At 67.9% G+C, this 14174-nt stretch carries 14 protein-coding genes; 5 read left to right on the top strand and 9 right to left on the bottom strand.

The window, feature by feature from the left end; all coding sequences use genetic code 11:
* Positions 1–2: 2 nt before the first annotated feature.
* The 5 genes from AC1DBQ_RS15860 to AC1DBQ_RS15840 form a co-directional block, all read right to left on the bottom strand.
* Positions 3–305, bottom strand: coding sequence for a hypothetical protein (locus AC1DBQ_RS15860; protein ID WP_476929418.1), 303 nt, complete (start codon positions 303–305; stop codon positions 3–5).
* A 118-nt stretch (positions 306–423) separates the two neighbouring features.
* Positions 424–1722, bottom strand: coding sequence for a deoxyguanosinetriphosphate triphosphohydrolase (locus AC1DBQ_RS15855; RefSeq protein ID WP_476929421.1), 1299 nt, complete (start codon positions 1720–1722; stop codon positions 424–426).
* Positions 1706–2884, bottom strand: coding sequence for a tRNA dihydrouridine synthase DusB (gene dusB / locus AC1DBQ_RS15850; RefSeq protein WP_476929417.1), 1179 nt, complete (start codon positions 2882–2884; stop codon positions 1706–1708). Before dusB ends, AC1DBQ_RS15855 begins: the two co-directional genes overlap by 17 nt.
* A 100-nt stretch (positions 2885–2984) precedes the next feature.
* Complete coding sequence (locus AC1DBQ_RS15845; RefSeq protein ID WP_476929416.1) at positions 2985–4508, bottom strand: YibE/F family protein; 1524 nt, start codon at positions 4506–4508, stop codon at positions 2985–2987.
* 129 nt (positions 4509–4637) lie between these two features.
* Positions 4638–6026: an FAD-binding oxidoreductase gene (locus AC1DBQ_RS15840; RefSeq protein WP_476929415.1), complete on the bottom strand. Its 1389-nt coding sequence runs from the start codon at positions 6024–6026 to the stop codon at positions 4638–4640.
* A gap of 261 nt (positions 6027–6287) precedes the next feature.
* On the opposite strand from AC1DBQ_RS15840, the gene AC1DBQ_RS15835 reads away from it, so the two are divergent.
* From AC1DBQ_RS15835 to AC1DBQ_RS15825, 3 genes are all read left to right on the top strand, one after another.
* Positions 6288–7046, top strand: a complete 759-nt coding sequence (locus AC1DBQ_RS15835) for an alpha/beta hydrolase (RefSeq protein ID WP_476929414.1) — start codon at positions 6288–6290, stop codon at positions 7044–7046.
* The gene (locus AC1DBQ_RS15830) at positions 7046–7858 is read left to right on the top strand and encodes a DUF1295 domain-containing protein (RefSeq protein ID WP_476929413.1); all 813 of its coding nucleotides are present in this window, start codon (positions 7046–7048) and stop codon (positions 7856–7858) included. Before AC1DBQ_RS15835 ends, AC1DBQ_RS15830 begins: the two co-directional genes overlap by 1 nt.
* A gap of 90 nt (positions 7859–7948) precedes the next feature.
* On the top strand, positions 7949–8833 hold the full coding sequence (locus tag AC1DBQ_RS15825) for a lysophospholipid acyltransferase family protein (RefSeq protein WP_476929420.1): 885 nt from the start codon (positions 7949–7951) through the stop codon (positions 8831–8833).
* A gap of 160 nt (positions 8834–8993) precedes the next feature.
* On the opposite strand, the gene AC1DBQ_RS15820 is transcribed toward AC1DBQ_RS15825, so the two are convergent.
* From AC1DBQ_RS15820 to AC1DBQ_RS15810, 3 genes are all read right to left on the bottom strand, one after another.
* Positions 8994–10004, bottom strand: coding sequence for a GNAT family N-acetyltransferase (locus AC1DBQ_RS15820; protein ID WP_476929412.1), 1011 nt, complete (start codon positions 10002–10004; stop codon positions 8994–8996).
* Positions 10005–10006: 2 nt separating this feature from the next.
* Entirely contained in the window at positions 10007–11392 is a 1386-nt protein-coding gene (locus AC1DBQ_RS15815; protein WP_476929411.1) for a glycine--tRNA ligase, read from the bottom strand.
* Positions 11393–11513: 121 nt separating this feature from the next.
* A complete protein-coding gene (locus tag AC1DBQ_RS15810; RefSeq protein WP_476929410.1) occupies positions 11514–12479 on the bottom strand; it encodes a DMT family transporter in 966 nt (321 codons plus the stop codon).
* Between the two features lie 32 nt (positions 12480–12511).
* Between AC1DBQ_RS15810 and AC1DBQ_RS15805 the strand changes: the two genes are divergently transcribed.
* On the top strand, positions 12512–12748 hold the full coding sequence (locus AC1DBQ_RS15805; RefSeq protein ID WP_091249566.1) for an RNA-binding S4 domain-containing protein: 237 nt from the start codon (positions 12512–12514) through the stop codon (positions 12746–12748).
* A gap of 31 nt (positions 12749–12779) precedes the next feature.
* Here the strand turns inward: AC1DBQ_RS15805 and AC1DBQ_RS15800 are convergent, their stop codons facing one another.
* Positions 12780–13436, bottom strand: coding sequence for an alpha/beta hydrolase (locus tag AC1DBQ_RS15800; RefSeq protein ID WP_476929409.1), 657 nt, complete (start codon positions 13434–13436; stop codon positions 12780–12782).
* 94 nt (positions 13437–13530) lie between these two features.
* On the opposite strand from AC1DBQ_RS15800, the gene AC1DBQ_RS15795 reads away from it, so the two are divergent.
* Positions 13531–14174, top strand: a 644-nt coding sequence (locus tag AC1DBQ_RS15795; protein ID WP_476929419.1) for an SGNH/GDSL hydrolase family protein, incomplete at its 3' end; no start/stop codon positions are given.

The following is a 14174-nucleotide window of genomic DNA, read 5'->3' as shown; positions in this document are numbered from 1 at the left end:
CCTTAGGACCCCGAGGAATGACCGTGGGTGACGCTGCCGTTGCCCGGCTGGACGGGGGTTGATCCGTGCGAGCGGCTCGTGCCGTTATTCTGCGTGGTGCCGCCGCCGGCCGCCGTGCCGGAGCCGTGGCGGGCTGACCGTCCGGACGAGTTCGAGCTGGCGGTCGCAGGAGAAGTCTTTGAAGCGCTGGACGGCGTGGCGGAATACACGACGGCGGCGGCGACGCCCGCAGCCGCGAGGCTGCCGATGCCGACTGCCGCGGTGATGCCGCTGGCAAGTCGCCTGCCCTTGTCCCGGGTATCCACGGGTGTCCCCTTCCTCTGCGGTTAGGCCTGTGTTCCCATGATCCCCGGAGTTCCTTGGTAAACCCTTAGACATTCCTGTCTATTGGATGGTGGTCCTGGCCCCTGGCGGCTGGCTTGGTCACCACAGCGACGGCAGGCTGCCCACGAGACGCTCATACATGGCCAGCGCCGAGCCGTCCGTCAGTGACGCGACCTGGTCGATCACGACGCGCAGCCTCCCGGCGTCGTCCCCCGCGTCGAGCCAGTCGGCGGCGAACATTGGCTCCAGGTGGCGGTCCTCCGTGGCGCTGAGAGCGGTGACGAGGGCGTGGAGGACCTCCCGCTGGCGCTCGTAGATGGGCTGGCGGTGCTCGGTGGTCATCACAAACGTGGTGGCCAGACCCTTCATCACCGCGATTTCCATGACGGTCTCGTCCGGGACGATCAGTTCCGCGTGGTAGCGGGTGAGATTCTCCGGGCCGTAAACGGCGCGGGTGGCTTCGAGCGCACTCTGGCAGAACCGGCCAATCAACTGGCTGGTCATGTCTTTGAGCGCCGCCATGGCCTTGCGGCTGCCGTCGGCCTCGCGCACCCAGACGCTCGTGGCCTCTAGCCGGGCCAGCGCGGCGTCGATCGCGGCGGGGTCGTTGTGCGGCAGGTACCACTGCTTGGCGTACCCGACGACGCGGGCGCGGTGGTCCGGGTTGTCCATCCAGCGCAGCTGGAAGTGCCCTGCGACGATCGCGTCCTCKACATCGTGCACCGAGTAGGAGATGTCGTCCGCCAGGTCCATGACCTGCGCTTCGAGGCAGGACCGGCGTTCCGGGGCGCCTTCGCGAATCCAGTCGAAGATGGGGAGGTCGTCCTCGTAGGCGCCGAACTTGCTGGTCCGCTCCCCGTGGATGACGGGCGCGTTGACGGCGGACCACGGGTACTTGGCGGCGGCATCGAGACTCGCCCGGGTCAGGTTCAGGCCTGCCGGACGGCCGTCGGGGGCCAGGACCTTCGGCTCCAGCCGGGTCAGCAGCCGCAGCGTCTGGGCGTTGCCTTCAAAACCGCCGATCGCGTGGGCCACCTCGTTGAGCGCCGCTTCCCCGTTGTGGCCGAAGGGCGGATGGCCGAGGTCATGGCTGAGGCAGGCGGTGTCCACGACGTCGGGATMGCAGCCGAGGGCGCGGCCGAGTTCGCGGCCCACCTGGGCCACTTCGAGGCTGTGCGTGAGCCGGGTCCTGACGAAGTCGTCGGTATCCGGGGCGACCACCTGGGTCTTCGCGCCGAGCCGGCGCAGTGCCGAGGAGTGCAGGACTCTCGCACGGTCACGCTCGAAGTCCGACCGGTAGGTGGTCTTGGGCGGCTCCTCGACCCACCGGGCGGAGTCGCGGGAGGTGTAGCCGTCCAGGACGGGGGCGGTGGTCCGGGTCTCAGCCACCGGAGACATCCAGTTCGGCGAAGGAGATGTCGCGGCTCTGCTCGTCATCCAGGGTCCGGTTCAGCAGCCAGTCCTTGGGCAGGGCGGRCTTCTTGGGCGAGCCGGCGCGGCCGCGCGGGCCCTCGGCGTCGACCCCGGGGTAAGGAGAGTCGAGGTCCAGCTGGTCCAGGGTTGCGCGGAGCACCTCGAGGCTGGTGACGAGCGCGAGTTTGGTCCGCAGCTCGCTGCCGACCACGTAGCCCTTGAAGTACCAGGCGATGTGCTTGCGGATTTCGCGCAGGGCCTTGCCCTCGTCCCCGAACGTCTCGACCATGAGCTCGGCGTGCCGGTAGACGCTTTCGGCCACCTGACCCAGATCCGGCCGGTGCCGCTGATCGCTGCCTTCGAACGCGGCCATGAGATCGCCGAACAGCCACGGCCGGCCCTGGCATCCCCGGCCGACGACGACGCYGTCCACTCCCGTTTCACGGACCATCCGGACCGCGTCTTCCGCGGACCAGATGTCGCCGTTGCCGAGGACCGGGATGTCCGGCAGCGCCTCACGGAGCCGGGCGATGGCAGACCAGTCGGCCTGGCCCGAATAGAACTGCGCGGCCGTGCGGCCGTGAAGAGCGACGGCGGAAACCCCGGAATCGCGGGCGATCCGGCCGGCATCGAGGTATGTCAGGTGGTCCTCGTCGATGCCCTTGCGCATCTTGATGGTCAGCGGGATGTTGCCCCGGGAGGCTTCCTTGACGGCGGTCTGGACGATCGAGGTGAAGAGGTCGATCTTCCAGGGCAGGGCCGAGCCGCCGCCGCGCCGGGTGACTTTGGGGACGGGGCAGCCGAAGTTGAGGTCRATGTGGTCCGCCCKGTCTTCCTCGACCAGCATCCGGACGGCCTGGCCGACGGTCACGGGGTCCACGCCGTAGAGCTGGACGGAGCGGACTTCTTCGTCGTCGTCGTGCGAAATGATGCGCAGCGACTCCGGCGTGCGTTCCACGAGGGCGCGCGAGGTGACCATCTCCGCGACGTACAGGCCGCCGCCGTATTCACGGCACAGCCTGCGGAAGGCGGAGTTGGTGATACCCGCCATGGGGGCCAGGATCACGGGGGTGTCCACGGTGATCGGGCCCAGCTTCAGGGGCGGGAGTTCCAGCTTAGGGGCGGGAGGCGTTGCTACAACAGTCACCCGACCATTGTCTCAAAGACGGGCAAATCGGTCGGATCCGGTCTCGGTTATGTGGAAACGCCGGGCTGTGTGGAAAATCCGCGTGCCGCCAAACGCCGTATCAATCGCGCAGGGCGGCACGCCGCCCCCGGCGCGTGGCAGTCCCGGCGTCGTCCGGTTCGGTCCGGCCCGATGCACCGGGCGCGCTGTCCGCCGCCCGGCGACCKGCGGACCCGCCCGGGTACCGGCCGACGTCGGCCCCCATGGAGAGCCCGGCCCGGCCGCCGTCCCCAACGCCGGCGAGCGCGGGCACGCCGACGTCGGCTGCACAGGCGAGCGCGGCCGCGGGGTCTGCTGTACTGCTCTTGATCCCGGTGGCCTTGACGACGAGCACGGCAATGAGGGTGGTGACCGGAACGGCCAGGACCAGTCCCACCGAGCCGACGAGGGTGCGGATGACTTCCTCGGAGAGTTCGGCACTGGTCAGGGCATCCCCGAGCGGCCGCTCGTAGAGCATGACCAGGATCAGGACGGGCAGGGCCGCGCCGGCGTAGGCAAACGCGATCGTGTAGACCGTGGAGGCGATGTGGTCCCGGCCGATCCGCATCGCGGAGGCAAAGAGCTGCCGGGCGCTGGTGTCGGGGGCGAGTTCCCACAGTTCCCAGACCGCGGACGACTGCGTGATGGTGACGTCGTTCAGCACGCCGAGGCCGGAGATGATCAGCCCGCACAGGATGATGCCGGAGATCGAGATGTTGTCCGAAATGTTGGTGAGCGTGGCGGCGTCGTGGCTGCCCACGCCGGCGAGGTTCGCGGCGTCGGTGGCCCAGGCGGCCAGCAGCGACGTAATGGCGAGGCCGAACATGGTCCCCAGCAGCGCCGTCGAGGTCCGGGCGGAGAAACCGTGGGCGAAGTACAGCACCCCKATCATGATCACCGTGGAACCCACCAGTGCCAGGAGCAGCGGCGGCTTTCCTTCGACCAGTCCGGGCAGCATGAAGGAGACGAGTACGACGTAGGCCCCGACGAGTCCGATCAGGGCCCGCAGCCCGCGCCAGCGCGCCACCGCAATGACCACGACGGCGTAGAGCACGGCCAGGAAGATGATCGGTAGAGTCCGGACGAAGTCGACGAAGACGTAGGCGGGTGCGCCCTGGGCTTCGGATGCGCCCGGCGCCTTGGAGAGGTTCAGGTAGCGGATGTTGTCTCCGGGCTTAACCCCGTGGGACTTCGCGATGTCCGGGTTGATGACCACTTTCACCGGGTTGCCGCCCTTGTCCGGCTCGGTGTAGGCAAACGTGCATTGCGAGCCGGTCTGCGGCGGCTGGACGGCGGCGTCGGCCCCGGACGCGCCCCGCTGAGCCGCCGGGTMGCCGCTTGTCTGCGCTTCCGAACAGCTGCCGACGACCACCCGCTGGATCTTGCCGGTATCGAACGTCACGCCCGGGGCCGCCGCATAGGGACTGGCCAGCGTGATGCCGTCTTTGCTCCCCGACKGCCACAGGAAGGCCATGGCCGCCAGGGTCAGCAAAGTCAGCGGGATGAGGATGGCGGCCAGGATCCAGTTGGCCTTCTTCCGTGCCGCCAGCATCCGCGGCGTCGGCTCGAAGTMCTCGGTGCGAGAGTGCGAGTGTCCGGCGCCCATCAGCAGTTCAACCTCATGCCGAAAACTCTACGGCGTGGGCGGGGCCGCTCCGGACGGACGACACCGCGGTCTCCCGGCGCCGCGGAGGCCCGCCCGGTTGGGCGGGCGCGATGTTACAGCGGGGGCGATTTACGCTGGCGTGGTTGACGCCGGCGCGATGTTCTGGTTGACGTGGAAGAGGTTCTGCGGATCGTACTTGGCTTTGACCTCCCTCAGCCGTTGGTAGTTCGGTCCGTAGTTTTCCGCGACCCGGGGCAAGTCATCGCCGTCCATGAAGTTGATGTAGCCGCCGGGCGCCGAATAGGGCCGCAGGGCGGCCGCGTAGTCCCGCACCCAGGCGATGTTTGCCTCGTTGTCCGCAGGGTCCAGCCACTGCGCCGCGATCACGGGCGAAAACTTCACGTTCCGGTTGGCGAACGCCGTGTCCGTGGTGCCCACCCGTTGGACCGCGCCATCGATGGGGTAGAGGTGTACCGCGGTCTGCACGCTGGGGACCTTGCTGCCGTGTTCGATGTGCGCAGCAATGGCGCCGTCATTGAGCTCAGCGAGGAAATCAGCTTTCCAGTAGGCCTGCATGCCTGGCGGCTGCAGCGGGTCGAATGCGCCATTCAAGGCGGGGTACGGCATCGGCCCCACCATGGATCCCGCCGCGGGCGCGACGTCCAGGAACGGCTGCCAGCGTGCCGGCCCCTCCGGCAGATCGCCGGTCCACATGCCGACCACTACGCACACCGGCTTGCCATGCCACTCCTCGGGCAGGAAGGGCACCGGCGGGCCCTGATGGAAGCCCAGGAACGCCCCGAACTCTTCAGGGGCGGAGGCCATGTGGTCCCGGTAAAACTTTGCCACTGTCTCCGCATGCTCGATGGGGTAAATGATGATCCCGGCGTGGACCATGTCCACGGGATGCATCCGGTACTCGAATGACGTCACGACGCCGAAGTTCCCGCCACCGCCGCGGAGCGCCCAAAACAGGTCCTCGTTCTGGCTTTCGCTGGCGGTGAGGAACTTTCCCTCCGCCGTGACGACGTCGGCCGAGAGGAGGTTGTCGCAACTGAGCCCATGTTTCCTGGACAGGTAGCCAATGCCGCCGCCGAGGGTCAGCCCGGCGATGCCGGTMGAGCCGACAATGCCGCCAGGAGTTGCCAGCCCGAAGGCATGGGTCGCGTGATTGAAGTCAGCCCAGGTCGCCCCGGCCTCCGCGCGCGCCGTCCCGGCTGCGGGATCGACCCGGACACCCCTGGTCGCTGAGAAGTCGATGACCAGGGCGTCATCCCAGGTGCCAAAGCCCKGGGCGCTGTGCCCTCCGCCACGGACCGCCAAATCCAGCGAGTTGTCGCGCGCGAAGTTGACGCAGGAGATGACATCCGCCACCTGCGAGACCCGGACCACCGCGGCCGGCCGCTTGTMGATCATGCCGTTGAAGACCGCACGTGCCGTGTCGTAGCCGGCGTCGCCGGGCGTGGTGATCTGCCCGCGGACTTKCTCACGCAGGCTATCCAAAGATGTTGCGTTCATTTTCTATACCGTCGATTTCGTCGTGAGATTCGACCCGGAYGGTTCTCTGCGCTCCCAGCCGGCGTGACGCCCGGAGGTTTACGTGCACATGCCTACTCTTTCCGCACTCCCCCGTCAAGGGCCCCGTCAAGAGTCCGGCATCAGCCGTACCCATCGCCGGGGGCTCCGGCTCCGAATCCACATCAGGCAGCGATTCCCTTGACGGGCGGAGGCTGCAACCTATGGTTGGTAATTGACGGACGAAGAACGGGAAGGACACGCGTGGCCAAGCGCAAACTAGACGACCGCGAACCGGAGGCGGGCCGTTCCGGACCTGCCGCCAAGGCCGTGCTGTCCATCGCCGAGGCGGCCGGGAAGACCCGAGGAGTCGCCCTGGTCCTGCACGGCGGACGCGCGGACAGCTACGATCCTGTCCGCGGCCGGCACCTGAGMCCGGCCCGGATGCTGCCCTTCGCCCGGGCGCTGAACCGGCAGGGCGGCCCGCACGGGCTCGCCGTCTGGACCCTGCGCAACCGGTACCGGGGCTGGAACGGGGAGGACATGTCCCCCGTTCAGGACGCCCGCTGGGCGCTTTCCCGGATCGGCCAGGAACATCCCGGCGTACCGGTGTACCTGCTGGGCCACTCCATGGGAGGCCTCACGGCACTCTGCGTGGCCGACGATCCGCAGGTGGAGGTCGTCGTCGCCCTMGCCCCGTGGCTCAACCACAAAACGCCGGTCCAACCCGTCGCCGACCGCCGGGTCCTGATCGTGCACGGCACGGAGGACCGCTGGACCAGTCCGTCGAATTCGCTGGACTACGCACGCCGGGCCGACGGCGTCGCCGCCTCTGTTGAGTACGTCTCCCTCACKGGGGCCGGGCATTTCATGTTCCGCCGGGTAGCGCTGTGGAACTCACTCGCCGATGACTTCATCCTGGACGCCTTCGGGGAAGCCACGGGGGCTGACGTCCCCGGCGCCACGGACGCCCTGCGCAGCATTCTGCCGGCCGCCGGAACACGCATGCCGGTGGTGCTGTGATGCAACCGTTCCCACTGGATGCCTTCCTCGCCAGCCTGCCGTGGGTCATCGCGGGACTTGCGGTCCTGCTGGCGCTGACCTTCGCCGTTGCCGTGCGCCAGAACCGCCATTCCGTCATCGACACCGTCTGGGGCCTCGGGTTCGTGGTAGTTGCGGCCATCTCCTGGGTACTCTCCGCCAGCCACGGCGACGCCGGCCGCCGGCTACTGCTTCTGGCTCTGGTTGCGGTGTGGGGCATTCGCCTCGCGGTCCACATTGGGGTGCGTGCACGCGGCGGCCACGAGGACCCGCGCTACGTGGACATGCTCTCCGCCGCACCCGGATCACGCAACGTCTACGCGCTCCGGCGGGTCTACCTGCCCCAGGGCGTGGTGATGTTCTTCGTCTCGCTCACTATCCAGGTCGGCATGTTCGCCACCGGCAGCCTGGGCTGGCTGGCGTTCCTCGGCATCCTGCTCTGGGTTCTTGGTTTTGTGTTCGAGACGGTCGGGGACTGGCAGCTGACGCAGTTCAAGGCCGATCCCGCCAAGCGCGGCACGGTCCTCAACACCGGTCTGTGGCGCTACACCCGCCACCCGAACTACTTCGGCGACGCCGCGGTCTGGGCGGGCCTCTTCCTCGTGACCGCCGATTCGTGGCCCGGTGTCCTGACCATCCTCTCCCCCGCCCTGATGATCTGGGCACTGGCGGGCCGCACCGGGAAGCCGCTGACGGAAAAAGCGATGTCTGCACGGCCCGGCTATCAGGAATACATCGAATCCACCTCCGGGTTCCTGCMCTTGCCGCCCCGGCGGCGAGCAGGCGGGCGCTGATATGGCCGGCACTGGGGCATCGGGACTGGCGTGGCGGGCGCCGGCTTGGCAGGTGCCGGCATGGCAGGTGCCGGCATGAGCCGGCGGCCGATGAAGTGGAGACCAGGGCCCAGCGACMGCTTCTACCGGTTCATCGTCCGCACCGGTCTCGCCCTGCGCTGGCTGTTCCGGATCCGCGTCCTCGTCACGGGGCGGGAGCACCTGCCCCAGCCCGGMCCGCTCAATGAGTCCCCCCGGGCTTCCCGCAGTGCTTCCCGACGCGGCCCGTCCCGCCGGGTGGTGCCCGGCCAGGGCGCGGTTGTCGCGATCACGCACTTCGGCTATCTCGACTTTGCCTTCGCCGAGATGATCCTGTGGTGGCACAACCGTGCCCAGATGCGCTTCCTCGTGACGCAGGGAGCTGCCGACCACTGGTTTGCCGGGCCGGCCGTCAGCGCGGCCGGCCACGTGGTGGTCGGTTACGGATCCGGAGTCCACGCCTACGACGCTGCGGTCGCCCGGCTGTTGGCGGGCGAGTACATTGCCATCCTTCCGGAGGCCGGGGTAAGCCGCAGCTTCACCGTGCGCGAGTGCAAGACCGGCGCCGTACGGATGGCCTCCGAAGCCGGTGTGCCGATCATCCCGGTCTCCGTCTGGGGCGCGCACCGGCTGATGACCCGCCACCATGGATTCTCGCCGCGGCGCGCCTGGCGCGCCCCGGTCCGGATCCACGTGGGCGAGCCGATCCTGCCGGACTCGCTCCCGGACCCGGCACAGGACGCACAGCCGGCCACCGCGCAGCTGGCCAGGACCCTCCAACACGGGATCGACGTCGGCATGGCGGACTTCCCGCTGAAACCGGACCCCGGGGCCTGGTGGATGCCCGCCGCGCTCGGCGGCGGCGCCCCGACCGAGGAGGAACGGCGCCGCCTCGACGCGGCCGACGGCCCGCGGCGCCCCGGTGCACACCGCCGCCAGGCTCCGTCCCGCAAATAGACCCGTCCCGTAGATGGACCCGTCCCGCCGACACGCCTGTTAACCAAGCTGACAGGCCCGTTAACCGGGCTGACCCGCAGCACGTGTGTCGTTTTCACGGGTCACAACGCGCTGCGGGTYAGTGCTGCGGGTCAGGGCTGCGGGTCAGCTGGCTTGAGTCCTAGGCCGGGTCCGCAACGACGAGCGTTTCGGCGCCCTGAACGTGGGCTTTGCCGGTCTCGAGCAGCGGTTCGACGACGGCGCGCAGGGCAGTCATCGCGTCGTCCAGTTCCAGCATTACCGGGTGCTGGTAGGCGATCAGGGCCAGGAGATCGCGTACGGCGGCGCGGGCCTCGTCCTCGCCGAGCTTGGGCTCGTGCCCGAGGAACACCTCAGTAGGCGCAGTGGGCCCGGCAGAACCGGCACCATCGGCGTCGGCTCCGGCGCCTGGAGCGCCCTGCGCATAGCTGATGGCGAACCCTTCCAGCCGGCCCTTGCGGCTGGCCGCTATGCCGTGCCCGAAGGCACTGGCTTTAGGTGCCCGCAGCACGATCGCGCCGTGGGCGCCGCTGAGGTCATCCAGGAACAACCGCTGCACCATGGCAACGCTCAACTCCCCCGGGCTGTCCCAGGTGTGCACGGCCGTGTAGTACCGGCCAACGACGTCGCTGAGCTCCACCGAGCCCGTGGCCAGGTCTTCGACCTGGTCGCTGGCCGCCGACTCGGAACCGTCGCCGAACACCGGCAGTTTCAGCGGCGCCGGGTCCACGACGATCAGGCGGGAGCGCTGGATCGGGGCCATGCCCGCGGCCTCGGCAAACGCCGCCCCGGGCGTGCCCGGCTCCACCTTGCAGCGGAGCTTGGACACTCCCGACGGCGACTTGGCGGCCTCGTGCCGAAGMATGGTCAGCAGGGTGGACCCAATGMCGGCGCGGCGGTGGTCCCGGGCGACCTCGATATACGCCCAGAGCCGTTCCGGGTGCAGCGAGGCCTCGTGGACCACGGCCGCCGCCACGGGAATGGCGACGCCGTCGACGACGTCCTCGGCCACGATGCAGCGGCGCCACGGCGCATTGCCCGAGGGCGCCAGGGTGCCGCGGAACTGCCCGGCCTGCACGGTCTCCGGGCCGCCCCAGATTTCCAGCAGCGCGAGGTCGTCGCCCTCCCGCCATTCCCGGTATTCGATGGCCATGATCAGGCGCCGATCAGCCGCGCGGCCAGGTAGCCCTCCACCTTGTCCAGGGAGACGCGTTCCTGGCTCATGGTGTCGCGTTCGCGAATGGTGACGGCCTGGTCCTCGAGGGTCTCGAAGTCGACGGTGATGCAGAACGGGGTGCCGATCTCGTCCTGGCGGCGGTAGCGGCGGCCGATGGCGCCGGCATCGTCGAACTCGATGTTCCAGCTCTTKCGCAACTGGGCGGCKAGGTCCTTGGCTTTCGGGGACAGGTCCTCGTTGCGGCTCAGCGGCAGGACGGCTGCCTTCACCGGAGCCAGGCGCGGATCCAGCTTGAGCACCGTACGGATGTCTACCCCGCCCTTGGCGTTGGGGGCCTCGTCCTCGGTGTAAGCATCGATCATGAAGGCCATGAACGAGCGGGTGAGGCCGGCCGCGGGCTCGATCACGTACGGGGTGTAGCGTTCGTTGGTGGCCTGGTTGAAGTAGCTCAGGTCCGCGCCGGAAGCCTTGGCATGGGTGGAGAGGTCAAAGTCGGTGCGGTTGGCGATGCCTTCGAGCTCGCCCCACTCCGAGCCCTGGAAACCGAAGCGGTATTCGATGTCCGTGGTGCCCTTGGAGTAGTGGCTGAGCTTCTCCAGCGGGTGCTCGAAGAAGCGCAGGTTCTCTTCGCGGATGCCCAGGCCCGTGTACCAGGACATGCGTTCCTTCATCCAGTACTGGTGCCACTGCTCGTCGGTGCCGGGCTCGACGAAGAATTCCATTTCCATCTGCTCGAACTCGCGGGTGCGGAAGATGAAGTTGCCCGGCGTGATCTCGTTACGGAACGACTTGCCGATCTGGCCGATGCCGAACGGCGGCTTCTTCCGCGAGGTGGTCAAGACGTTGCTGAAGTTCACGAAGATGCCCTGGGCGGTTTCGGKCCGCAGGTAGTGCAGGCCTTCCTCGCTGGCGACAGGGCCGAGGTAGGTCTTGAGCAGGCCGGAGAATTCGTGGGGCTCGGTCCACTGGCCGCRGGTACCGCAGTTGGCGCAGGCGATGTCCTTGAGGCCGTTCTCGGCAGGACGGCCCTTCTTCTCCTCGTACTCTTCCTCGAGGTGGTCCGCGYGGTAGCGCTTGTGGCAGGACAGGCACTCCACCAGCGGGTCGGAGAAGACCTCGACGTGGCCGGAGGCTTCCCAGACCTGGCGGGGCAGGATGACGGAGGAGTCGAGGCCTACGACGTCTTCGCGGCCGCGGACCACGGACTGCCACCACTGGCGCTTGATGTTTTCCTTGAGCTCGGCGCCGAGGGGCCCGTAATCCCAGGCAGAACGAGAGCCACCATAGATTTCACCRGCCTGGAAAACGAAACCCCGTCGCTTGGCGAGGGAAATGATCTGGTCGAGGACGGATTTTGCTGCCATGGTAACTCCAATTTCTACAGGGCCGCTGGGTGCGGTCCGCGGTGTCAGCCCCGGGACGCCGGCTGGTTGCCGGAYGGGGTGATACGAACAGTGCGATGCAAACTCCAAGCCTACCGGCCCGCTACCGCTTCAGCGCGCCCCGCGGCCAGGGCAGGGTGGCCAGGATGATGGCACCGAGCGTCAGCAGGGTGCCCAGGACGGTGGGCAGCGCGACGACGGTCCCGGGGACCGGGAAAACCAGGTCCAGTCCGAGGGATCCCAGCAGCTGCCCGGCGATCATCCCGAGGCCCGTGACCAGCACACCCAGGCTGCGGACCAGGAGGGCGCCGACGCCGATGAAGACGCACCCAAGCGGGCCGCCAAGGTAGTACCACCACTGCCCCGGCAGCGGATTGCCGGCACCGGACACGGCGAGCTTGACCAGCCACGCCGCCMACAGCAGGACGGCCCCGGCGATGAAGTTCACGAGGGTCGCGGCGATCKGGGATCCGTAGTGGACGGTGGCGGTGCCGTTCATGGCCTGCTGGAAACTCATCAGGAACCCGGCCAGAAGCGGCAGCAGCACGRGAAGAAGCAGTTGCAGCACGGATTCACCGGCGCTGAACCTCGGCGACACCGMCCACGCAACGGMGGCGACAGTGAGCACGCTGCCGAGCACCYGGATACCGGTGATCGGCCTCTTCCCCGCGGGCCCGATTCCCATCCGGTCCACCAACAGACCGCTGAGGGTCTGCCCTGTCACGGCGGCCAYAGTGAAGAGGGCAACGCCGAGCAGTGCCACGGTGAAGGACTGGGCGAAGACGAAGAGCGCCCCGATGCAGCCGGCCAGGACGTAGTAGCGCGGAAACTGCCGTTCGCGCACGGCCGGAAGGATCCGGGCCAGCCCGGCCCGGCCTTTCGGCAGTGCCACGGACATGACGACCATCACCACTAACCCGGTGCTGAAGCTGACGACGGCCGCACCAATGCCGTCGCCGAGCTCCGCCCCGAGCGCGCCGTTGATCCGGCCCTKCAACGGTATGAACAACCCCGCCGCGACGGCCATGGGCAGCCCCGCGATGAGCGGGAGCCGGGGTGTGTGCGTCATTCGTGCCACCTTAGGTCAGGCATCATTGCCATATGAGCAATCCGGAAATTGAAGACATCACCATCCGCGACACCATGATCCGGCTGGGCCAGCTGCTGAAGCTCGCAAATCTGGTGGAGGACGGTGTGGAGGCCGCGGACCTGATCAAGAACGGACTGGTCAAGGTCAACGGCGAAATTGATGAGCGCCGCGGGCGGCAGCTTCACGACGGCGACACCGTCACCGTGAATGGCCAGACCGTGCGGATCAGCGCGCCCGCAGGATCCTAGCCGGCTTAGCCCTGGCCAGCCGGCCGGGCGGCTACTTCCTGGAGTTGAGGACCGCGTGCGTGAGGAACTCGGAGACGTGGCCGATTTCCTGCTGGTTGATGCCGTGCCACATGCCGGTGTACAGGACCTTGGTGAGYTTCACGTGCTTGCGCACCCAGCCCATGGTGAACTCGATCTTGTCCGGGGTGATCACCGGGTCCTGCTGGTCGCGTCCCCAGAACATCGGCACGGTTCCGTCCRGTTCGCCATCGCGGAAGCTCAGGTCGCCGCCGGCGTCGACGGCAAAACCTGAAAGCCCGACGACGGCGGCGAAGTCCGCCGGCCGCTGCCGCAGCAGCGTGGTGGCCATGGCCATGCCCATCGAGAATCCGAGCAGCGTCACAGAGGGATGGTCGGCCTTGACGGAGTCGATCCAGTCCTGCACGTACGCCGCGGCGGCTTTGACGGCCTCGAGCGAATAGTCGATGGACGCCGTCAGCGGGAACCAGGTGAAGCCGGGTCCCATGGCGATCGGGGCACGCACGGAGGCTACCGCGAATTCCTGCGGKAGCATGTCCGCCAGGCTGAGCAGATCCTGTTCGTTGGCGCCGTAGCCGTGGAGCAGGACAATCAGCGGCTTGCCCGCACGTTCCTGCTCCGGCTTGGACCATTCGACGACAGGGGCGGGGAAGGCATCAGCGTGAGTCATGGAACCATTCTTACAGTTACCCGGCGGTAACAACCTACGGTGGCGTAGCTTGACAGGAAGAGTGCAGGATAAGAACGTGAGCGAAACCGAAGCCATGGAAGATTCACCGGAGATGTCAGCGGAGAGCTCTGTAGACACAGTGACCCACCCGTGGACCCGTTACGTGGCCATGGGCGACTCGTTCACGGAAGGCATCGGCGATCCGGAGCCGGCGAGCCCGGGCGGCCACCKGGGCTGGGCCGACAGGGTGGCCGAGGAGCTCAGCCGCGGCCACAACGACTTCGCGTACGCCAACCTGGCCGTCCGCGGCCGGCTCCTGCAGCAGATCGTGGACCAGCAGTTGGCGCACTGTCTGTCCCTCAAGCCGGACCTCATCACGCTTTCCGCGGGCGGAAACGACCTCATCCGCCCGGGCGGGGATCCGGACGTGCTGGCCGAAAAGCTGGACTCGGTGGTGCAGATCCTGAGCCTGGGCGGCGCCACCGTGGTCCTATTCAACGGCCCGGACACAGGCTCCACGGTGCTCGGCCGGATCCGCAGCAAGGTGGCCATCTACAACGAAAACCTGCGCACGATCGCCGCGCGCCACGACGCCGTGATCGCGGACATGTGGTCTCTGCGCCAGCTTAATGATCCGCAGATGTGGGATGTTGACCGGCTGCACTTTTCGCCGCTGGGCCACCATACGATTGCGGCGATGGTCCTGGATTCGCTGAACGTCGAACACACCCTGGAGCC

The sequence above is a fragment of the Arthrobacter sp. 10T413_2 genome, from assembly GCF_056394205.1.
The sequence above is the reverse complement of the archived record's forward strand: the minus strand, read 5'-3'. Positions and strand labels throughout refer to the sequence as shown.

Coding starts and splice junctions, on each gene's coding strand:
- AC1DBQ_RS15805 (WP_091249566.1), top strand. CDS start 12,512: ATGAGCAATCCGGAAATTGAAGACATCACCATCCGCGACACCATGATC.